Source organism: Longimicrobiales bacterium (genome assembly GCA_029245345.1).
In the GTDB taxonomy this organism is placed as follows: Bacteria; Gemmatimonadota; Gemmatimonadetes; order Longimicrobiales; family Gaopeijiaceae; genus CALFPJ01.
Genome location: JAQWPM010000002.1, coordinates 134,605 through 154,035, shown reverse-complemented (window position 1 = coordinate 154,035; position 19,431 = coordinate 134,605). Strand labels below are relative to the sequence as shown.

Sequence of the window (19,431 nt, the reverse complement as noted above, 5' to 3'; positions counted from 1 at the left end):
TTCGTTCTTCATCGGGATCGATCCCCCAGGATCTGCTCCGCAGCCAGCTTCCCGGGCCCACCCGTGACACACCCACCCGGATGCGTCCCCGAGCCACATTGGTAGTACCCCGCAATCGGCGTCCTGTACTGATTCCAACCCGGTGCCGGCCGATTCAAGAACAGCTGAGATTCAAAGAGTTCGCCCGCGAAGATGTTGCCTTCGCTCAGGCCGACAATCTTCTCGATGTCGAGTGGAGTGACGATTTCGCGGTGCAAGATCAAATCGCTGAATCCCGGAAAGAACTCCTCGATTGTCTGCTGCACGGTGTCACCCAAGTTTTCTCTCTCGCTGTCCCAATCGCTCTCCGCCAAGTGATAGGGTGCGTACATGACAAAACACGACATGATGTGTTTTCCCGGAGGGCTCATGTCGGGGTCCAGTGTGGACTGAACGCAGCAATCCAGAAAAGGCCGCCGGCTGAACCGTCCGGCCTTACAGTCGGCAAACGCTTCTTCCAGGTAATCGATGGACGGGCCCAGGTTGGTGAAGCCCATGAACAGATCCTCCCGGCCCTCGAGCCCCGGAAATTCGGGGACTCCTGAGAGGGCAAAATTCACCTTGGCCGCGGTGCCCTGGAACTTGTAGTCCGATACGTGCTGCACGAGGTCTTCAGGAAGATCCGCTGGATCGACCAATCGAGTGAACGTCTGCCGGGGATCAAGAGCACTCACCACGAGATCCGCTTCGATCGTAGATCCGTCCGCTAAAGAAACGCCAACGGCGCGCCCGTCCTCGTGCAACACACGCTCCACTCCTGCATGGGTCCGAATGCTCCCACCAAAGGCCTCTAGGGCCCGCGCCAAGACCTGCGTGAAGCCGCCGTTGCCGCCCTTGTGGAAGCCCCAGTGACCCGGCTCACCGTCGTAGTCGCCCATCTTGTGGAAGAGCCAGACAAGGCCGGATTCTTTGTCCCGCGGCCCACACTTGCTGCCGATGATCCCACTCGACGCATATAGGGACTTCACAAGGTCGTTCTCGAAGTACTCGTCCAAGATTTCCGCAGCGCTGCAGTCGTAGAATTTCTGCATCAAGCCCCGCACCTCGGGGTCGAGTCCGTCCATGTAGTCGCGAAGCTCGGCGAGCTGGGCGATGTCCGCGGGATCCGAACTGCGGCTGTTGGGCGGGATACGATCCATCCATGGCTTTAGAGCCCTGGCCAGACGAGCGATCAGATGATCGAGGTCGCGAGACGCCTCTGCGTCCTCGATCGAGATCCGCGCGATCTCGTGGTAGTTCGCATCCGAGTCAGCGCCCAGGAAGAGATACTCTCCGTCCAGGCCCGGCTGGAACGTGTTGATAAGCGGCAGCACCATCATGCCGTGCTTCACGAGTTCCAAGTCCTGGACGATCTCCGGGCGCATCAGGCTGATGGCATACGAGAACGTGGTGAACTTGAAGCCCGGAATCAGCTCTTCGGTAATCGCGGCTCCCCCTACGAGGTGCCGACGCTCGAGAACCAGCGTATTCAGGCCAGCTCGAGCGAGATATCCCGCATTGACCAGTCCGTTGTGGCCACCACCGATGACGATCGCGTCATAACGCTCTGCGTTCGGCATCAGACGCCTCCCTCACTCATCAGCGCAGTCTTCCTCGACGGATTAAAGAACGGCATGCGTTCGACTCGAGCGAGAACGTTCTTCGGCTGGCGGATCACCGAGACCTCGAGATCGACCTCGGACCCTGCGGTGCACAGATCCAGGGGAAGCTTGGCGAGCGCGATCGGCTTTCTCAGCAGCGACGACGACAAAAAGCTGCTGGCATATCCGGCGTAGTCCCACTCCTTCCCTCCCCGCCGGTAGATGCTCATGGTCGATTCGGAGTAGAGCTCGTGCCGTGGAGGGACGATTCCGGCCGCGGTGTAGACGCGTTCGTAGTCGTGCCAATCGACCCCCAAACCGACGGTTTTCCACCGGCTGGTGCCGCCAGCGATCTCGGCTTCGATAGCCGAACGACCAATGAAGTCGCGGTCGTCCTGGGCCAGCTTGCTGAACATCCACCCCCACCCCAACTCGTGAGGCGTCTCACGTTCGGCATCGACCCACGCAAACCTGGAGGTGTGGAAGTCAGCACCCATCAGGAGCAGTCCCGCCTCCACTCGAACCATCTTGAGCGCCGTCGTCCCGATGGGCGTGATGTTGTGTCCCTTGCCCGCCACCATCAGCGCGTCCCAGACCGTCAACGCGTCCGCAGAGGGAATCCACAATTCGTACCCCAGGTCACCGGTGTAGCCGGTGCGAGACACCGTTACCGGGCACCCCGCGATCGTCGCCTGGGCGACTCCGAAGTACTTGAGTGGATCAGCTGCGTCGGTGAGTTGGCTGATGACGTGATGCGCCTCGGGCCCCTGAACCGCGAGAATCCCGAAGTCATTCGAAACGTCTTCAACGCTGACGTCGGCGAGCCCCATTTCGCGGCCGATGTTTCGGAAGTGTCGGAGCGAGGGTTCAGCTGCGGTAAGCCAGTACTCGCCCGCGGCCACCTGCATAACCACACCGTCTTGCAGGACGTATCCACGGGTGTCACACCAACACGTGTACTGTGCTCTCCCGACCCCACAGCCGCCGATGTCGCGCGCCATCGCCCGTCCGAGCAGCGCGCCAGCATCTGCGCCGGCGAACCGGTACTTGAACAGCGGTGACGTATCTAACACCGACACGGCGTTGCGCACGGAGTAGTACTCAGCGTTCAAGGAATACTGGTACTGTGGGGCGACCAAGTATCCGGACCAGTGCTTCCAGACGCCTGTGTGGTTCAGCGGTTCCAGGCGGGGCTGAAACGGGGTCATGCGAGGCATGTAAGATCTCGTGTGGTGTGCAGTGCGGTGCGGCGCAACTCTGTGCACTATTGTTGCCTTGGAACGTCGGACATAATAGGTGCGCCGGAACGCGGCGCGAGGATTTCGGGTTAACTCAGTAGCAGAGCTCAACTCCAGAACGATGATCACGAGACGATGAGAAGACTACTTCTCCTATTGTTCGCCATAACCGCTACTGCGGCAATCGAGGAACACACCCCACGTGACGTGGCGAATCACATCGCGCACGATGGGATTATTGCGGCTATCTCGGACAGCGTCGCACCGCTCCCTCGCCCCCTTCCCTTCTTCTACGACCTGTATTCGTTCCGGGGCGACGAAGGCAATACGACCGTGGTCGCCGCCTTCGCGGTCCCAGTCAGGCGGCTCGGCCGCGAGTGGCACGAACGACAGGCTCGGTACCGGTTCGATGTGGCGCTCGTCCTCGCGGACACAGCACGCCACACCGTGACACGTACCGACGACTCCGTATACGTCAGCGTGCCCCAGCAGCTGTCCGGGGACCACCTGCTCTACACCCACGTAGAGGTCCAGACGCTGCCCTCCAATGGAACGGTCCAACGCGTGACCATGTCTGACGCGGCACGTCCCGGGACCGGCCAGCTCTACTCGACCGAATACGTCATCCCCGATTATTCCGGGACTCACCTCATGATTTCCGACGTGGCCATGGGGCAGCCCAACCCGCGAGCGGGATGGACGCGGGACGACGTGACGCTCGCGTTGTTGCCCACCAGTCAGTTCCCGGGGAGCTCATTTGAGTTGTTCTACGAGATCTACAACCTTCCCGCAGGATCGATCTACACGACTCGAGTCGCGATCGCGCCGGTGGATGAGGGTGGCTCCTTGGTGGTCGGTGCGGACGGCGTGGTAGACGCCAGTTTCTCCGCAACTTCTGAGGCTGAGGACGGCGCCGCACAAGCGGAATTCAGAACCGTAGACGCCCGCATCCAGAAGGGCACGTATCGCATCACGATCGAGATCACGGACGAGGGAAGCGGCGAGTCTGCCACCCAGTTCAAGAACTTCGAGGTTCGGGGTCCCGGTCGGGGCGCGACCATGGTACCTGCGCTACCGTCGGAACGGTCGCGAGGCAACGGGCGACCGACTCCGAACTGACGACCTTCAGCGTGCGCGGAACTCGAAGTCGCCGTTGGCTACGCGCCCGTCTCGGTGTCCCAGAGCCCGCGCAGATACTCGAAGGTGTAGATACCGGTCGAGTGACTGTCACTCCACACGAGTTGAATCGCATACCGACCCACGTAATGGATCGCGGTCGGATACACGCTGTCGTCGATGTGCTCTGGTAGCAGGGTGCGAATCCCAGTCATTTCGTCGACACATCCCGCGCAGGGGCACAAGCGCCGGAGGGCCGGCGGCACAAAGTGAGAGACAACTCCGTCTTTCCACGAGATGCGGAGTTGGGATCCGTCATCACTCGGACCGATCTCGAGCGGATCGAAGTGGGGCTGGAGCATGCTAGCCTTCTCTCTTACCAAGACGTTGGGCCAGTTCGCGGAACGCCTTTCCGCGGTGACTCCGTTCGTTCTTGTCCCTCGCAGTCAACTCCGCAAAGCTACACCCGAGGCCGGCATCGAAGAAATACGGATCGTAGCCGAAGCCGCCATGACCTTGGGGTTCACTCAGTATGAGTCCCTCAGCCTCGCCGCGAATCGTGATCGGGTCTTGGTCCAACCCGACCAAGACAGCTGCGCACACATACCGACCTGTGCGTTTCGCCGGCTCTAAGTCACCCAGGCGTTCCACGAGATGATCGTTGTTCGCCCCATCTAGCGCCTTGCCCTTCAGGCCACGATCAGGCGCGAAGCGCTTCGAGCGTACACCCGGAGCTCCGCCCAACGCGTCTACTTCCAGACCACTGTCATCCGCAACAGTCGGGATGCCCACCTTCGCGTAGAAGTACTCAGCCTTGGCTCGAGCATTCTCCTCGAAGGTGTCGTAGATCTCGATGCCTTCTTCGTCGTCACTCTCAGGAATGCCGGCCGAATCCAGATCGATGACTTTGAGCCCCGCCACATCGCCTAAGATGCGGCGTATCTCGACCATCTTGTCTTGGCTTCGGGTGGAGACGAGCAACTCCACCTCAGTCTCCCTTCAGCGCCCTGCTCTGAGCCGCGAAAAGGCGCTCCAGCCCTGACGTGGCCAGGTCGATCAGGGCGTCGAGTTCTGCCCGTGAGAACGGGTCACCCTCGGCTGTTCCCTGAACCTCGACGAGACCGCCGCCTTCGGTGCCGACCACGTTCATGTCTACCTGAGCACTCGAGTCTTCGGGATAGTCGAGATCAAGACAAGGGACCCCGTCCACGATGCCGACGCTGACCGCCGCCACACGCTCTCGGAGTGGGCTTCGCACCGCGATTCCTTCGTTTAGCATCCATTCACCGGCCAGAGCCAACGCCACGCAAGCTCCGGTGATGGACGCAGTTCGCGTTCCACCATCTGCCTGGAGGACGTCGCAGTCGACGGTGACCGTGTTCTGCCCCATGCCTTTCATGTCCGTCACGGACCTTAAGGACCGGCCAATGAGCCGCTGAATCTCCTGCGTACGCCCCTTGGGCCCGTTGCGTTCACGTCTAGACCGCGTGTGGGTCGCTCGGGGAAGCATCGCGTACTCCGCCGTCACCCAACCGTCCCCGCTCCGCTCACGCCACGACGGAACGCCCTCGACGACCGAAGCCGTGCACAGAACGCGGGTCTGGCCGGTCGCGATGATGCACGAGCCCTCTGCATACGGGGCGACTCCGGTCTCGATGGAGATGGATCGCGGATCGTCCGGACGCCGCCCTTCACTGCGAGTAGTCACGATTGAGTGCCTTGAATTCGATGTACGAGTTCCGTTGTCGAGTAGCCCTCGACGAACGGGATCAGTTCCACACGGCCACCAGCCGCTTCAACCTCATCACGGCCGACGACCAAATGGGGAGCGTAGTCGCCCCCCTTTACCAACACATCTGGCAGAAGTCCTGACAGAAGCTCGCGGGGAGTGTCCTCGGCAAAGAGACACACTGCATCTACAGACGACAGCGCCGCGAGCACGAGAGCACGATCCCCTTCCGGAACGAGCGGGCGCCCCACTCCTTTCCCAAGTCGGCGAACCGAATCGTCGGTATTAACCGCGACAACAAGCGCGTCACCCAACGCCCGAGCCGCTGCCAAGTAGTGTACGTGTCCCGGGTGCATGAGATCGAAGCAGCCGTTCGTGAAGACGAGCGTGTTCGCCCGAGGCCGCCTATAGCGCTCCAACAACTCGGAACGCGACAGGACTTTGTCGGCTAGCCCCACGTTGCTCACGAGACCGATCCAGAAAGTACCGTAGTGAGCCCGCGCTCAATCATCTGATGGGCCACAGCCTCGGCCAGGCCCTTGGGGTCATCCAACACACCGGTCAGATCGGACCGAGTCATCGCCGAGCCGTCCTCACTCGCCGCGGCCGCCCACAGGCGGATCCAGCGACCCGTCGGCTGAGCGAGAGCGCCCAGCGCGGACCCCGCAGGCACAGACAACGCATCCACAAGCGCGAGTTCGGTTTCAAGCGCGATTCGACTGGTCTCGTGATCGACCGCGTCCAGACCTGGGAGCTTCGCGAGGTCGTGCCCACCGATCAACGCCAACGCCCCCTGCCCTGGAGCGGGAAGCCATGCCTTGGGATCGAGCACCTCCGCACCAAGCGCACCCAAACCTGCTTGGCGAGCTTCCGCGACGCCCAGGATGGCCGCGTCGGCGAGTCCAGACTCGAGGACCACTGCGGGGCTCGTCCCATTCGTGAGTGAAACCGCAACCAAGTCAGGTCTGTGCGCACGTAGAAAGGCCCTTCGACGTCCGCCCGAGACTCCGACTTTCACCCCTGGGGCAAGGGTCCGAAGCGAAGTAGGTGCGCCATCCGGCGTGACGAGCATGTCGCGCGGCTCCACTCGTATGAGCACAGCCAGAATCGGGAGTCCTTCGCGTTTCCGGAAGCGCAGCCGGGTGCCGGCCACAAGTGCCAGGTGTGCGTCGCCACGCCCGAAAGCATCCAGCGGATCTCCGGAACCGTTGGCCACGAGCGAGACGTGAACCTGTGTCCCAGCCTCGGCGAGACGATCTCGGACCCAATGGGCCTGAGTGATCGTGTCGGGAGTCGTCGCCAGCCGGTACGTCACATCGATACCTGCCCCGCCGTGGCGAGAGCGATCAGAGGTAGAAGACCAGGTAAGCGGCCAGAAGGATCGCCACCCACAAGACCATGCTGCCGGTAGGCCACGACCGCGCCAACGGACCTTCACTTCCGTGCCAACGATTTGCCGACCGCAGGACCGACCCAACGAACTCCATCACCGACGCCCGCACGTACGTGTCGACTCGCGCGACGGCGCCACCAATTGAACGCACCAGCCACGGGCCCAGTTTCCTGTAAAGCACTTCCCCGTCGATGTGCACGGCACGTTTTTCGTCCGGATAGATGCCCGTCTTCATGAGCATCACGAATCCAATCGCACCAAAACACAGCAGCTGGAGCTGCACAAGCACATGTGTGGTGTCGTAGGGATGGTAGTCCATCTCATATGGCAGCAGCGTGTAGAACTGCATCGGGAACATGCCGATCAGCACACACAACACGGCCCCGATGGACATGGCGATGAGCATGTTCTTCGGCGGCTCTTTCGTGCGAATACCCGAGTCGTGCGCGAAGAAAGCGAAGTACGGGATCTTGATGCCCGCATGCTCGAGTACACCCGCGGACGCGAAGAGCATAAACAACCAAACGATGTAGTGATGCTCCTCGATCGCAGCCACCATGATCATGGACTTCGTAACGAAGGCGCTGAACAGAGGGAACGCCGAGATCGCGGCGGCACCGAAGATGCATAACGTGGCCGTGATGGGCATCGTCTTGTAGAGACCACCCAAGTCGGTCCCCTTCGAGCGACCCGTCATCGTCAGCACGGCACCCATCGACATGAAGAGCAGGCCCTTGAAGATGACATCCGCAAAGGCGTGCGCGACGGCTCCGTTCACGGCCAACGCCGTGCCGATCCCAATACCGGCAATCATGAAGCCGATCTGGTTGACCATGGAGTAGCCGAGCACCCGCCGCAGGTCGTTCTCCAGGACCGCATAGAAGATCGGGAAGAACGTCATCGCTGTCCCTACGATCACCAACACGTCCGCGCCCGCGAAACTCCGAGCGAGTGCGTAGACCGCCACCTTCGTCGTGAAGGCACTAAGGAACACGGTTCCGGTCGGCGTGCTCTCAGGGTACGCCTCGGTGATCCAGTTGTGGGCCAACGGGAAGCCGGCCTTGATTCCGAACGCCAAGAGCAGGACCCATCCCGCGGCGCCCGCACTCTCGAGATCGATGTGCTCAAAGGCAATCGACCCCGTCGAGTGCGCAATCATTAACGCTGCGGAGAGCAGCATGACACCCGACACCACATGGATGATCAGGTATCGGAATCCAGTGGCGAACGAACGGTCTGAATCACGCGCCCAGATCAGGAATGCCGACGTGATCGCCAGGAGTTCCCAGAAAATGAAGAGCGTGATCAGATCGCCGGCGAATACCGCACCAATCGCGGATCCGGCATACAGCATCGCCGAGACGTGCTGCAGTCCGGCGCTCTTATTCCCGACAATGTCGGTTTCGCCCACCTCGTCTGCGACGGAACCGTCCGGCGTCCCGTCTCCAAGGTGGAGGGCATAAATGAAGCCGAGGAACGCCGCGAGGTGGAACAGATACCCGAACAGCAGGCTCAGCTTGTCCGCTCTGAACGGGGTGAGCGTGTACCCCATGAGCTCGAACTGGAGGTGCACACCCGGCTCTACGCCAAACCACAGGTTGAGGCCCCCAATGAGCGGGATGGCGAGCACCAGGGCCTTCCTGACAGACCCTTTGGTGAACGCGACGAGCAAAGCCCCGACGAAGAACAGTACGAACGGTGGGAGGTTATTCAGCATCTGAGTCCTCCTCGTAGCGTCCGCCGCCTTCGTAGTAGTCCTCTGAGCGGATCAGCAGCTTCCGCATGGGCCGGGCGAGCAGCACCAAGAACCAGAACGATGCGAACCCGTAGACCGCGTAGAAGAGCGGCATGCCCTCCCATGGGTGGGGGTGAGCGTTCTCGCGACCCAAAACGAACTCGGCGACGAGCAAGATCCCGGCGAGCACATACAAGACCGTGAAGAGACGCTTCACCAAGTCAGGCTTATCCATCCACCCGATCGGCTCTTTGAGCGACCCGTGGTCGTCGTGGCTCATTGCACGCCTCCCGGAATCACCATCGCCATCAGATTGAACGCCAAGTCTGGTCTTACGAAGAGTCCTACCGTCATGATCGCCGTGATGATGATGGCGATCAGGCTCGCCGTGGGAGCCTCGTGAATGCCCTCACGATGGTGGGCGTCCTCCAGCGGCTTGAAGAAGAACGCCTTCACGGGCACCTCAAGCAGATAGTACAAACCGAGAAGTGAGCTGAGCATGAGGACCATGAGCAGGCCGACCTGCCCGGCCTCGAGCGTACCCATGGCGAGGAACCACTTGCTCCAGCTTCCGCCAGCCGGGGGCAGACCAATAATGGAAAGCGACCCGACGAAGAACGCTCCAAAGGTGATCGGCATCGTGCGCCCGAGCCCATGCATACGGCTGATCTTTTTCTCGTGCGCCGCGACCATGACAGCCCCCGCAGCAAAGAAGAGCGTGATCTTCCCGAACGCATGCATCGCGATGTGCATCCCCCCACCGATGATGCCCCACTCGTTCGCCAGCAGCGCGCCGAGCACGATATAGGAGAGCTGACTGATGGTCGAGTAGGCGAGTCGCGCCTTGAGATTGTCCTTCGTGAACGCGACGAGCGACCCGAGGATGATCGTCATGGCAGCGACCCAAGCGAGCCACGGTGTGGCCGCGAGCGTCCCGAGCAGATCGATGCCGAAGACGTACACCGAGACCTTGAGCACCGTGAAGACACCGGCCTTCACGACTGCGACGGCGTGAAGCAATGCGGAAACAGGCGTAGGCGCCACCATGGCAGCCGGGAGCCACCTGTGGAACGGCATCACCGCGGCCTTACCGACACCAAAGACAAACAGCACCAAGATGGCGCTCAGCACCCCCGTTCCAGCGGTACCTGCCAGGATTCCACCGTCCGTGAAGTCCACCGTTCCCGCGAGCTGCCACGTCCAGATGATGGCAAGCAGCTGGAAGCCCACGGATGTGGTCAGCAAGATGCCAAGATAGATCCGGCCTGCCTTCTTCGCCTCCTCCGTCTGGTGATGTGTCACCAAAGGGAAGGTGCAGAGCGTCAGTACCTCATAGAACGCGAAGAGTGTGAAGAGATTCGCACTAAAGGCGACGCCCAAAGCTCCGGCAATGGCCACGGCGAAGAAAAAGAAGAACCGACTTTGATTCTCCTCGTGGTGGCCTCGCATGTACCCGATCGCATAAAGCGACGTGATCGGCCAAAGGAATGCGGCAACCAGCGCGAAGAGCATTCCAAGCGGCTCGACCTCGAACGCGATCTGAACACCCGGAACGACTTCGAAGAGATCGAGTCGCGGCCGCTCGCCAGCCTGCACCATGGGAAGCAGCTGATAGACGTGCCAGAACGTGAGACCACCCGTGAGAAGCGTCACTGTCTCACGAGCGTTCGGGTGTTTGCCCAGCATCAGGACGATGAACCCACCCACGACTGGGAGGAGCATCGCAATCGCGATCAATGTTCCGCCGCTCATGGCATTACCCCCAGCAGCGCTTCCGCAGCCTTCGTCGCAATGTCAGACGTGGTCGTCGCGTCGATGCCGAAGTAGAAGCTGGCGGCGACAAGCGCCCAGGTCGGGATCAGCAGACTGAGCGGTGCCTCTTTGATGTCGTGGTCCGGATCCGCCGTCTGGAAGTATGCGACTTCGACAACCTTCCAGACGTAGACCACAGCCATCAGCGAGCCGACCATCACCACCGCGGCGATCGGCCACATGCCTTGCTCCAACGCGGCTTGCACCAGGTACCATTTGCTGATGAAGCCCACGGTGAACGGCACGCCGATGAGGCTGAGTCCACCTCCCACGAAGGCGGCCATCGTCCACGGCATTTTCTTGCCGAGACCAGCCATCTTGTCGATGCGGACAGAGCCGATGCTGTACATGATGCAGCCCATCGCCATGAACAGCGCGCCCTTCATGAGCGCGTGGTTGAACAGGTGAATAAGCCCTGCAGTCACACCGAGTACCGACGCAAAACTGATGCCGAGCACCATGTACCCGATCTGGGCCACCGACGAGTAGGCTAGGAGCCGCTTCACGTTGTCTTGGTAGATCGCAACAAGTGACATCGTCAGAATCGCGACGACCGCGAGTGGCATCAAGACCATCTCGAGGTGCATCTGACCGAACGAGAAGTCCGCGCCGAAGATCGTGAAGAAGAACCTCAGCAGCAGATAGACGGCGACCTTGGTCATGGTCGAGGCGATGAACGCCGTAACGGCCGAGGGGGCGTACGTGTACGCGTTTGGCAGCCACAAGTGCAGCGGAAACAACGCCAGCTTCAGCGTGATGCCCACCGTCAGGAAGGTGAACGCCACCGGAATCGTGCGATTGCTCGCGACCTCGGGAATGCGCTCCGCCAGGTCCGCCATGTTGAGCGTCCCGGTCATCACGTACAACAGACCGATACCAATCACAATGAACGTGGCACCCAAGCTGCCCATGATCAGGTACTGGAACGACGCCGTGAGCGCCCTTCGATCCTGCCCCATCGCGATGAGCGCATAGGCCGACAAGGACGACACCTCGAGGAAGACGAAGACGTTGAAGACGTCGCCAGTCACCGCGATGCCGAGGAGCCCTGTCATACACAGGATGAAGGCAGAGTAGAAAAGCGCTCCGCGGTCCTCGCTTACTTCGCGTTGAACGCTGGTCCGTGCGTACAAGATCGTGACAGCGGCAATGACCGACACGATAAGCGCGACGAATGCGCTGGCCAGGTCGACACGGTATTCGATGCCGTACGGTGCAGCCCAGCCACCCATTTCGTAGTTGAGCGCTCCTTGATCCAACACGATCCTGACAAGCGAGACCGAAGCGTAGAGCGCCCAAAACGCGGCCCCGACCGCGATCACCCATGCGGCCTTCCAACGGTTCACCAACGCCGCGATCGGCGCCAGGAGCAGCGGGATTACGACGAGCAATGCGGGGAGATGCTGGCTCACAGGCTGCTATCCCGGATCTCGTCTTCTTCAATGGTCCCGTACGCTTCTTTGATCCGGACAACGAGGCTCAGCCCCAATGCCAGAGTCGCCACACCGACCACGATCGCCGTCAGCATGAGCACATGTGGTATCGGGTTGGAATACACCGCGTCCTCACCATGCTCGAGCAGGATCGGCGCAGTCCCTCCCGTCACCTTTCCGAACGAGACGTACATCATGATGACGGACGTCTGAAACAGATTCAGTCCGATGAGCTTCTTCACCAGGTTGCCCCGCGCGATGAGCGTGTAGAAGCCCACCATCATCAGGACGATCACGGCCCAGTAGTTGAACAGTCCGAGCGCCCTCAAGGATCGATTCTCCGGCGACCAGCGAAGGCGTAGAAGAGCGCGACCATCACGCCGAACACCGTGATGAGAACGCCAAGCTCGACCAAAAGAATGCCCCAGTGCTGCCCATGAAGCGGGTCATGCGCCAACACATTGTAGTCCAGGTAGTTCCCGCCCTTGAACAAGCCTACGAGACCGACCGAGATGTAGAGAAGAACACCGGATGCCCCGCACACGTAGACGGCGTGCGGCGGCAGAACCTTCACTGCATTTCCGAGCCCGTAGACCAACGCGTAAAGGACAAACGCCGCGGCGAAGATGACTCCAGCCTGGAATCCGCCTCCCGGGCCGTAGTCCCCATGGAACTGGACGTACAGGGCAAACAGAAGAATAAACGGAATCAGGATCTTGGCCCCAACGCGAAGGATTAATCGGTCATCCATCTCCGTCCTCCTCGGCGGAAGTCCCAGGAGCGCCGGAAACGTCGCCCGAAGGGTCGTCCCCTTCACTGTCCGAATCAGACTCTAGGTCTTCCCTTTTGGTGCCGGGCCTCAGCGTCATCCATCGCCCCTCGTGGAACACGCGCCGAGGGAGCGGCCCACGCGAGAGGAGAAGCAAGACCCCTACCATCGCGGTGAAGATCACCGCGGTTTCGCCCATCGTGTCGTAGCTTCGGTAAGAGGCGAGGACCGACGTGACAACGTTCGGAATGTGCCCCACCTCGTGCTCGGACTCCTCGATGTAATGAGGTGCCACGTGCAGATGGGCCGGATTGTCGGCTGCGCCGAAAGGTGGCAGCTCGGACGTCCCGTAGACGAGGATCGCACCGGTCACCAGCACCACGAAGAGCGGTAGAATCGGCGTGTGCTTGGGCTTCTGCTCCTCGTGTCCAACAAGAGCGAGCGTGCCCAGAAGGAGTACGGTCGAGATACCCGCACCCACGGCCGCTTCGGTAAACGCTACATCCACGGCATCCATCACCATGAACAATCCGGCGGAAAGCAGGCTGTAGATACCGGCCAACATCACTGCTGCGAACAGGTTTCGCTGTCGAGCTACGGCAACACCAGTCGTGGCGAGTAGGATGAGGAGAACGATGTCGACGATTTCGATCATTCTTCGTCGCCCTCCGCCACGATCAAAGGCTCTACGCCAGTTGCAATCGCAGCCCGCGCGAGGGCATGGGTCGCGATGGGGCTCGTGAACATCAGGAACGCGTAGATGAGCACGAGGCGCACCAGCACCATCCAATAGCTCGTCTCCCCGTGGATCATGCTCAGAATCGTCTGGAGTGACATTCCGAGAATGAGAAGGCCGGCACCCATCGTGTCAGTCATCCCTGCAGCGTGCAGGCGGGTAAACACGTCAGGCAAACGCAAGATGCCGATCGTCCCCACGATCATGAAGAAGAGCCCACCCCCGATGGAGACCCAGCTGGCAACGTTGAAGGCCATATCCATCAGTCGCCCTCCTGCTCTGCACGTCGCGTGAGCCCCAGATCACCGAACTCGAAGAACTTCAGAACAGCGATGGTGCCGATGAAGTTGATGAGTGCGTATGCCAGCGCGACGTCCAAGAACTCAGGCCGCTCCGCGAGAAACCCGAGTACCGCGATCAGAAGCACCGTCTTGGTACCGAACGTGTTCACCGCCATTACGCGGTCATAAACCGTCGGGCCTAGCAGCGCGCGCACCAACGCCAGCGTCATGCTGATCAGAATGCCTGCCGTGGCGGCAACAAACATCATCCACCCTCCACGTGCCTGCACCGACGATCCATCTCTTTTTCTTCGTCTTCGGACTCCAAATCGGCCGAGCTCAGGGCATGGATTTGGAATTCTTGGCCTTCGACCCCAGTAGTGATCGTTCCCGGCGTCAGCGTGATCGAATTGGCGTAGATGAACTTCCCGAGGTCGCTCTTCTGAGAACCATGGAAGACGACCATACGCGGGCTGATCGGCAATCGGGGATCCAGGATGACCTTTGCGACCGCAATGTTCGCGATCACGATCTCCCACATGAGCCACGGGACGTACATCCAGAAGCGTCCACCGACTTGCAACGGCACACCCTCATGATCCACGACGTCCATGCGCACCGCGAGGTAAACCACGAGCACGGATGATCCCGCCCCCAAGCTATTGAGCAGGGGCGTGTAGTGGCCCGAAAGAGCAAGCCAAAAGCCGAAGAGGATTGCACCTAGTCCGAAGGCTCGGAGCAACGTTACACCTAGGCTGAGGTGGGAGTTCGGAGAGAGCTTGGAGGGCCTACCCGGAGGAAACGACGGCAAAACCTACCAGTTCGACTGGGCGCCGTCTACAATCTTCTGAATGAGCAATTCGATGGCCTCAGCTCGGCCCACCTCTTCGGTCTCTGAAGCTTCCAGAAACTGCCCTTGAGCGATGACGCTGCGGGATTCCCAGAGGATGATATTTTCGACGAGATCCACGATCTCCACGGCCACCGTGATGTTCACCTGACGCTGCAAAACCTGGGCAGCCTGGCCTTCGGCCGCGGCCCGATAGTTCGGTGCCACGACGTCGTATCGTGTGATGGAGCCGCGCACGATGGCATCCGCAACGTCGCCTCCGGCCGTCCGCACCCCAAGCGCCCGGGGCAGGTTACGCAGTAGTTCGTCGTAGACCTCACCGGCCAACTCGAACCGATTGGTCTCGTTGTCGAACGGCTGCACGGCGATCGTCTTCACATGCGCCGGCGGAAACGAGCCAGCGCGGAAGGAGTAGGCGCAGCTCGTCGTTGCGAGAAGCAGCGCAAAGACGACAAATCGGCTGGTTCGCATTTTCATCGGTTCAGAACTCCAACCTGCCAATAGGATCCCAGGTGTCAGGCGCGAAGGGCTCAACTCGAGTGAGGCTCTCGCGCGTGAGCTTCAATTCACGGAACTCGGCCAAATTACGATAGGTGGCCTGAACTGGGTATCGGCCATTCTCCTCGAGATCGACCTCGACCCACTGAACGACGTCTCCGCGATCAATCAGGTCGAGACGCTTGAGGACTCCGTCCTGGACCCCATAGTGAAGCTCGGTTCCATCCGTGTAGCGGTATCTGAGCCGAGTCATTCCTCCGTCGAGTTCGTCCCCTCCAAGAAGCTCGATCCCATACTCCGGGCGGAAAACACCAAGCACACCCCACATGAGATCTAACGGAGGAAGGATGTCATCGGGCATACCGGGAGGTAGGATCATCTTCCCATTGACTAGCGCCGCCTGAAGAACCGTTTCACCGCTACCCAAGAACAGGTCGAGCCGGGCCTTGTACGGGGGCTCGATTCGGGCGACACCCCGCCCGAAGACTCGGACACCCTGCTCGTTGAGTTCCCAATCGAAGACGATGCGGAGGGGGTATTCAAGACTCGTGTGGTCCTCGAGCGCCAGCGCACGCTGCTCCGCGTCCATGGCTGGAGCTACCACCACGACACGGCGGGACGCACAACTGCTCATGGCGAGCGTCGCGGCGAGCGAGAGCAGCGCTCTCTGACGGCGTTTGTGTGTGTCGAACATGAGCATTGGGCCAAAGGTAGTCGGGCGATCCAGGCACTCCTACCCCTTCCGGGCCGCCGCTGTTCGTTGATCTTTCGCGGGTGAACTTCACCGACCCCGACAAGACCGTCCTCGTCGCCTCCGACGTCCATCTCGGCTCCATCTCGGCCGAGCAACAAGGCGCCTTCCTGTCCTGGCTCAAGCAGGCCAGCGAAGTCACGTCTCACATCGTCCTGAACGGTGATCTCTTCGACTTCTGGTTCGAGTACATCTGGGGGCACACCGCGGGGCACGACGAACCCCTCGCACTGCTGAAGTCGATCGTTAACGACGGTGTGCGCATCACTCTCATGGGGGGCAATCACGACTGGTGGGGAGGACGTTATCTCCGGGACGAAATCGGGCTGGAATACAATCAGGCGCCGATCGTCCAGAGGCTTGCGGGCTTAAACACCTTGGTCGCCCATGGGGACGGGCTCGGTAAGGGTGATCTCGGCTATCGGATGCTCAAGTTGGTGCTTCACGGCCGCCTCACGCGCTGGGCCTTCGCCTCGTTGCCCCCGGTCGTGGGCGACCTAGTGGCTCGAGGGGTCTCTGAGACGGAGCACCGTTGGACCGCACCCGGCCCGATGGAACTGAGCCGGGCGGCAGCACTACGAGAATGGGCCGTTGGTGAAATGGGCCGCCGGTCGGAACTTGATCTGGTATTGCTGGGTCATACGCACCTGCCCGAGCTTGTGCCTGTCGCCGAAGGTCGGTGGTATATGAACTCGGGGGACTGGGTGTATCACCGGAGTTACATCGTACTTCGCGAAGGCCAAGAGCCTCGACTCGAAGAGTGGGACGGAACCATCAAGTGATCGCGAGACTGCCAATCCATCGACTGGGCTCAGTGACCCTGTGCGCCTTGGCGATCGCGCTATTGAGCGTGGCCGAGGTCTCCGCCCAGAACATGGATTCCCCCGCGGCCCCAGACTCGGCTGCTGTGCGTGTGGGTGTCAGTCCAACCGGCGCCTTCCTCCGTGCAGTCTTGGTTCCTGGCTGGGGGCACGCCTCCATTGGGGCGCGTACCAGGGCCGGGTTCTACTTCGTTCTTGAGGCCACGAGTGGCTACGGGATTCTGCGGACGCGCAGGCGCATCAGCGAAGCTCGCAATCGCGCCGACTTCCGGGAGTCAGTGATACGCGCCGAGCTGGCCGACCAAGGCATCGTCGAAGTGGATGCCATTCAAGAAGTCCTCGATGCTGACCCGACGCTCGAGGACCTGACCGCACTGACCGAGTCTCGTCTGCAGCAGCAGGAGGACTGGGCTGCTTTGGGAATCTTCTTGCTCTTTTTGAGCGGTGCAGATGCGTACGTCTCGTCGCACCTAAAGGACTTCCCGGCCCCGATCGAGTTCGAGGCGAGTCCGGTCGGAAACGGCCGGATGGACGTGGGATTCAAGATCCCGGTCGGGAACTAGAGGCGCGGGGCCAAGCGGCCATAGGCTCTATCCACCGTCGTTTGACGGGAACGTGTGGGAATCGAACCCACCTACCCGGGTTCTAGCCGGGCTGCACGGTTTTGAAGACCGCCGAAGACACCAGTCTCCCTCCGCCCCCTTAGCCGCGTCCTTCACGCTGTCTGAGGACAGCTTCGCGGGGCCGGACGATAGGGCGACGCGTGCAGATCGCCAAGAGCCCGAGCTCGTTACGGACCGTCGCTCAAAGCGCCATCTACGGCAGTCTGGATCGGTTCGACAGACGTCCCGAAGCCCTACCTCGCCTAGATGACCATCCCGTCCTGTCCAATCACCACTCTGTATGGCAGTCCGCGATATCCGTAGCTGTCGCGCAGTCGATCCAGTCCCGCAGCGAGCGGATAACCCACCCCTCCGATTTCGTCCAGAAAGGCGAGAGCATCGTCGGGTGGCAGGTCCTCGTTCAACCCCAGAGCCACTACGTCATCGCCAGAGTAAGCGTCGGCCATATCTGCGAGCAGTGGCTTCTCCCTCATCACCCAAACGAATCGCAGCGCGAGGCACCTGCGCTCCTTGTGGGTGAATCCCCGATCGGGGCCCCTGGTTTCCTAGTCCGAAGCACCCTGCGAAGCGGCGGCAGCGAGACGATCCGCATTCCACGCCTGTGCCAGTTCGTCAAGTTCCTCCGCCACGTCACGCCTCAACTCAGACAAGCGGTCGCGTCCACGCGGGCTTCGAACCGCCCTACGGAAGGCTCGCAGATCTTCGCGGACCTGAGTCTGGCGATCTCTCCATGTGATCGCAGCGAGACCAACGGTCGGCATGCCGACGGTCAGAATACCAGCCGCGGTCAGGCCCCACCCGAGCCAGACACCCGCGGTCACCATCCCCCACCACAACGGAAAAGCCAAGATGCCGATCGCAATCTTGTACGTGGCGACTTGGTCGATCGCCGGTCGAAAACGTGGCGCGAGGTAGCGCGTGGCAACGAAGGGAGGCAACCAGGCGAACATCCCCACGAGCGCAACGGGGAGTACGAAGCCCAGCAGCAAGGCCTGACGAAGCGCATACACGAGCACCACCCCCATGCGATAGGTCGGAGGAATGTCACCTTCACTCGCGCCGAACAACGTCAGCAGCCTTAGATAACGACGGACCCGGGCCCGTAATGCACGGAAGCGCACAGGATCCGTCGCTCGGAGCCACCGGATACCGTCGGCGAAACGGCGAAGCCGAGGCATCCGCTCTGTCATGCTGTCCCGCTCTCTAAAGCGGGCGAACTTCTTCTCCCTCGCATACAGCCGCTCGGCAGCTTCGACGAGATCGCGGTCTTCTGGGTGATCGAAATTCAACGTCACGGCCTCGAGCCCTGCTCTGATTCGATCCGTGAGCGCGCGCACCGTCGCCCTCTCGTCCTCCACGTACGCATCACGGTACTCCCCCACGGGAAACGACTCCCCGAACATCGCAACGACCCTGCCCCTAAAGAGGTGTTTCCGTGTGTACGTCAGACCAACGGGCTGGACGTGTAGGCCGAGCTTCCAATCACGTCGCTCCTCAGCGAGCAAAGCAATACGTGCTGCGCCAGTCCGGATTGGAGTCAGAGACGGCTCAGAATGACTCTGTCCCTCAGGGTAGATCTGCACGGCCTCACCGTTGTGGAGTGCACCGATCGCAGCATCGAACGTGGTGTCGTTCAGGTGCGCCTGGCCCGGAAAGTCCTTACGTCGATAAACCGGAAGGCCACCCAGGCCGCGCAGCATCGCACCGACCAGCCACTGCTCGAAGAGAGCCGCCTTCGCCAATGTACGCGCAGGACGCCCACCCGTCCGGAAGATCACGAGGGGATCCACAAGCGCGTTCGGGTGATTCCCGGCGATGAGCACGGGACCCTCCGGCATAACGGGTCCGGTCCGTTCCACATCGTAAAATACGGACACGACCCAGCCGACGAACTTCGTGATAATCCGTGTTAACAAAACCGCCTCCGATGGGTCGCGCCGCTCCCTGGCCCCAACATGACCCCTCACAGTCGAATAGGGAAAGGACATCGGCTGTCATCGGGAAACACGCCGAGGTACCTTTGAAGC

24 protein-coding genes and 1 tRNA gene are annotated in these 19,431 nt (G+C 61.0%); 3 read left to right on the top strand and 22 right to left on the bottom strand.

The window, feature by feature from the left end:
- Nucleotides 1-8 precede the first annotated feature (8 nt).
- Nucleotides 9-1,598, bottom strand: a complete 1,590-nt coding sequence (locus P8L30_00750) for an NAD(P)/FAD-dependent oxidoreductase (GenBank protein ID MDG2238733.1) — start codon at nucleotides 1,596-1,598, stop codon at nucleotides 9-11.
- A complete protein-coding gene (locus tag P8L30_00745) occupies nucleotides 1,598-2,827 on the bottom strand; it encodes an aminomethyltransferase family protein (GenBank protein MDG2238732.1) in 1,230 nt (409 codons plus the stop codon). The genes P8L30_00750 and P8L30_00745 overlap by 1 nt, the downstream gene beginning before the upstream one ends.
- Before the next feature lie 165 nt (nucleotides 2,828-2,992).
- Here P8L30_00745 and P8L30_00740 point away from each other — a divergent pair, with 165 nt between their 5' ends.
- Nucleotides 2,993-3,976, top strand: a complete 984-nt coding sequence (locus tag P8L30_00740) for a hypothetical protein (GenBank protein MDG2238731.1) — start codon at nucleotides 2,993-2,995, stop codon at nucleotides 3,974-3,976.
- Between the two features lie 38 nt (nucleotides 3,977-4,014).
- Here the strand turns inward: P8L30_00740 and P8L30_00735 are convergent, their stop codons facing one another.
- The 17 genes from P8L30_00735 to P8L30_00655 all read right to left on the bottom strand — a co-directional run bounded on the left by P8L30_00735 (nucleotide 4,015) and on the right by P8L30_00655 (nucleotide 15,903).
- The gene (locus P8L30_00735; GenBank protein MDG2238730.1) at nucleotides 4,015-4,335 is read right to left on the bottom strand and encodes a DUF971 domain-containing protein; all 321 of its coding nucleotides are present in this window, start codon (nucleotides 4,333-4,335) and stop codon (nucleotides 4,015-4,017) included.
- A 1-nt stretch (nucleotide 4,336) separates the two neighbouring features.
- On the bottom strand, nucleotides 4,337-4,960 hold the full coding sequence (locus tag P8L30_00730; GenBank protein ID MDG2238729.1) for a non-canonical purine NTP pyrophosphatase: 624 nt from the start codon (nucleotides 4,958-4,960) through the stop codon (nucleotides 4,337-4,339).
- 1 nt (nucleotide 4,961) lies between these two features.
- Nucleotides 4,962-5,681: a ribonuclease PH gene (gene rph, locus P8L30_00725; GenBank protein ID MDG2238728.1), complete on the bottom strand. Its 720-nt coding sequence runs from the start codon at nucleotides 5,679-5,681 to the stop codon at nucleotides 4,962-4,964.
- Nucleotides 5,678-6,169 (bottom strand): D-glycero-beta-D-manno-heptose 1-phosphate adenylyltransferase, encoded by a 492-nt coding sequence (gene rfaE2 / locus P8L30_00720; protein MDG2238727.1) that lies wholly within the window; start codon nucleotides 6,167-6,169, stop codon nucleotides 5,678-5,680. Before rfaE2 ends, rph begins: the two co-directional genes overlap by 4 nt.
- Nucleotides 6,166-7,017: a hypothetical protein gene (locus P8L30_00715; GenBank protein ID MDG2238726.1), complete on the bottom strand. Its 852-nt coding sequence runs from the start codon at nucleotides 7,015-7,017 to the stop codon at nucleotides 6,166-6,168. Before P8L30_00715 ends, rfaE2 begins: the two co-directional genes overlap by 4 nt.
- A 31-nt stretch (nucleotides 7,018-7,048) precedes the next feature.
- The gene (locus P8L30_00710; protein ID MDG2238725.1) at nucleotides 7,049-8,812 is read right to left on the bottom strand and encodes a Na(+)/H(+) antiporter subunit D; all 1,764 of its coding nucleotides are present in this window, start codon (nucleotides 8,810-8,812) and stop codon (nucleotides 7,049-7,051) included.
- Nucleotides 8,802-9,110, bottom strand: a complete 309-nt coding sequence (locus tag P8L30_00705) for a hypothetical protein (GenBank protein ID MDG2238724.1) — start codon at nucleotides 9,108-9,110, stop codon at nucleotides 8,802-8,804. Before P8L30_00705 ends, P8L30_00710 begins: the two co-directional genes overlap by 11 nt.
- On the bottom strand, nucleotides 9,107-10,582 hold the full coding sequence (locus P8L30_00700) for a proton-conducting transporter membrane subunit (protein MDG2238723.1): 1,476 nt from the start codon (nucleotides 10,580-10,582) through the stop codon (nucleotides 9,107-9,109). Before P8L30_00700 ends, P8L30_00705 begins: the two co-directional genes overlap by 4 nt.
- The gene (locus P8L30_00695) at nucleotides 10,579-12,054 is read right to left on the bottom strand and encodes a monovalent cation/H+ antiporter subunit D family protein (protein ID MDG2238722.1); all 1,476 of its coding nucleotides are present in this window, start codon (nucleotides 12,052-12,054) and stop codon (nucleotides 10,579-10,581) included. Before P8L30_00695 ends, P8L30_00700 begins: the two co-directional genes overlap by 4 nt.
- Nucleotides 12,051-12,404 carry a cation:proton antiporter subunit C gene (locus P8L30_00690; protein ID MDG2238721.1) on the bottom strand — a complete coding sequence of 118 codons (354 nt, stop codon included), beginning with the start codon at nucleotides 12,402-12,404 and terminating at the stop codon, nucleotides 12,051-12,053. The genes P8L30_00695 and P8L30_00690 overlap by 4 nt, the downstream gene beginning before the upstream one ends.
- Nucleotides 12,401-12,826, bottom strand: a complete 426-nt coding sequence (locus tag P8L30_00685; protein MDG2238720.1) for a Na(+)/H(+) antiporter subunit B — start codon at nucleotides 12,824-12,826, stop codon at nucleotides 12,401-12,403. The genes P8L30_00690 and P8L30_00685 overlap by 4 nt, the downstream gene beginning before the upstream one ends.
- Nucleotides 12,819-13,499, bottom strand: a complete 681-nt coding sequence (locus P8L30_00680) for a DUF4040 domain-containing protein (GenBank protein MDG2238719.1) — start codon at nucleotides 13,497-13,499, stop codon at nucleotides 12,819-12,821. The genes P8L30_00685 and P8L30_00680 overlap by 8 nt, the downstream gene beginning before the upstream one ends.
- Nucleotides 13,496-13,843: a monovalent cation/H(+) antiporter subunit G gene (gene mnhG, locus P8L30_00675; protein ID MDG2238718.1), complete on the bottom strand. Its 348-nt coding sequence runs from the start codon at nucleotides 13,841-13,843 to the stop codon at nucleotides 13,496-13,498. Before mnhG ends, P8L30_00680 begins: the two co-directional genes overlap by 4 nt.
- Nucleotides 13,843-14,130 (bottom strand): monovalent cation/H+ antiporter complex subunit F, encoded by a 288-nt coding sequence (locus tag P8L30_00670; GenBank protein ID MDG2238717.1) that lies wholly within the window; start codon nucleotides 14,128-14,130, stop codon nucleotides 13,843-13,845. Before P8L30_00670 ends, mnhG begins: the two co-directional genes overlap by 1 nt.
- Nucleotides 14,127-14,603, bottom strand: a complete 477-nt coding sequence (locus P8L30_00665) for a Na+/H+ antiporter subunit E (protein MDG2238716.1) — start codon at nucleotides 14,601-14,603, stop codon at nucleotides 14,127-14,129. Before P8L30_00665 ends, P8L30_00670 begins: the two co-directional genes overlap by 4 nt.
- Nucleotides 14,604-14,675: 72 nt before the next feature.
- Nucleotides 14,676-15,188: an LptE family protein gene (locus P8L30_00660; protein ID MDG2238715.1), complete on the bottom strand. Its 513-nt coding sequence runs from the start codon at nucleotides 15,186-15,188 to the stop codon at nucleotides 14,676-14,678.
- 4 nt (nucleotides 15,189-15,192) lie between these two features.
- Entirely contained in the window at nucleotides 15,193-15,903 is a 711-nt protein-coding gene (locus P8L30_00655) for a hypothetical protein (protein ID MDG2238714.1), read from the bottom strand.
- 80 nt (nucleotides 15,904-15,983) lie between these two features.
- Between P8L30_00655 and P8L30_00650 the strand changes: the two genes are divergently transcribed.
- Together P8L30_00650 and P8L30_00645 are read left to right on the top strand one after the other, a co-directional pair.
- On the top strand, nucleotides 15,984-16,742 hold the full coding sequence (locus P8L30_00650) for a UDP-2,3-diacylglucosamine diphosphatase (protein ID MDG2238713.1): 759 nt from the start codon (nucleotides 15,984-15,986) through the stop codon (nucleotides 16,740-16,742).
- Nucleotides 16,739-17,344 carry a hypothetical protein gene (locus tag P8L30_00645; GenBank protein MDG2238712.1) on the top strand — a complete coding sequence of 202 codons (606 nt, stop codon included), beginning with the start codon at nucleotides 16,739-16,741 and terminating at the stop codon, nucleotides 17,342-17,344. The genes P8L30_00650 and P8L30_00645 overlap by 4 nt, the downstream gene beginning before the upstream one ends.
- A gap of 45 nt (nucleotides 17,345-17,389) precedes the next feature.
- Here the strand turns inward: P8L30_00645 and P8L30_00640 are convergent.
- From P8L30_00640 to P8L30_00630, 3 genes are all read right to left on the bottom strand, one after another.
- A tRNA-Sec gene (locus P8L30_00640) sits at nucleotides 17,390-17,483 on the bottom strand.
- 163 nt (nucleotides 17,484-17,646) lie between these two features.
- Complete coding sequence (locus P8L30_00635; protein MDG2238711.1) at nucleotides 17,647-17,877, bottom strand: hypothetical protein; 231 nt, start codon at nucleotides 17,875-17,877, stop codon at nucleotides 17,647-17,649.
- A gap of 72 nt (nucleotides 17,878-17,949) precedes the next feature.
- Nucleotides 17,950-19,320 (bottom strand): 1-acyl-sn-glycerol-3-phosphate acyltransferase, encoded by a 1,371-nt coding sequence (locus tag P8L30_00630; GenBank protein ID MDG2238710.1) that lies wholly within the window; start codon nucleotides 19,318-19,320, stop codon nucleotides 17,950-17,952.
- Between the last annotated feature and the right edge of the window lie 111 nt (nucleotides 19,321-19,431).

What these genes read in the sequence shown, in the direction of transcription:
- P8L30_00750 (MDG2238733.1), bottom strand. Translation starts at nt 1,598, where the DNA reads ATGCCGAACGCAGAGCGTTATGACGCGATCGTCATCGGTGGTGGCCAC.
- P8L30_00745 (MDG2238732.1), bottom strand. Translation starts at nt 2,827, where the DNA reads ATGACCCCGTTTCAGCCCCGCCTGGAACCGCTGAACCACACAGGCGTC.
- P8L30_00740 (MDG2238731.1), top strand. Translation starts at nt 2,993, where the DNA reads ATGAGAAGACTACTTCTCCTATTGTTCGCCATAACCGCTACTGCGGCA.
- P8L30_00735 (MDG2238730.1), bottom strand. Translation starts at nt 4,335, where the DNA reads ATGCTCCAGCCCCACTTCGATCCGCTCGAGATCGGTCCGAGTGATGAC.
- P8L30_00710 (MDG2238725.1), bottom strand. Translation starts at nt 8,812, where the DNA reads ATGCTGAATAACCTCCCACCGTTCGTACTGTTCTTCGTCGGGGCTTTG.
- P8L30_00705 (MDG2238724.1), bottom strand. Translation starts at nt 9,110, where the DNA reads ATGAGCCACGACGACCACGGGTCGCTCAAAGAGCCGATCGGGTGGATG.
- P8L30_00700 (MDG2238723.1), bottom strand. Translation starts at nt 10,582, where the DNA reads ATGAGCGGCGGAACATTGATCGCGATTGCGATGCTCCTCCCAGTCGTG.
- P8L30_00685 (MDG2238720.1), bottom strand. Translation starts at nt 12,826, where the DNA reads ATGGATGACCGATTAATCCTTCGCGTTGGGGCCAAGATCCTGATTCCG.
- P8L30_00680 (MDG2238719.1), bottom strand. Translation starts at nt 13,499, where the DNA reads ATGATCGAAATCGTCGACATCGTTCTCCTCATCCTACTCGCCACGACT.
- mnhG (MDG2238718.1), bottom strand. Translation starts at nt 13,843, where the DNA reads ATGGATATGGCCTTCAACGTTGCCAGCTGGGTCTCCATCGGGGGTGGG.
- P8L30_00670 (MDG2238717.1), bottom strand. Translation starts at nt 14,130, where the DNA reads ATGATGTTTGTTGCCGCCACGGCAGGCATTCTGATCAGCATGACGCTG.
- P8L30_00660 (MDG2238715.1), bottom strand. Translation starts at nt 15,188, where the DNA reads ATGAAAATGCGAACCAGCCGATTTGTCGTCTTTGCGCTGCTTCTCGCA.
- P8L30_00655 (MDG2238714.1), bottom strand. Translation starts at nt 15,903, where the DNA reads ATGTTCGACACACACAAACGCCGTCAGAGAGCGCTGCTCTCGCTCGCC.
- P8L30_00635 (MDG2238711.1), bottom strand. Translation starts at nt 17,877, where the DNA reads ATGAGGGAGAAGCCACTGCTCGCAGATATGGCCGACGCTTACTCTGGC.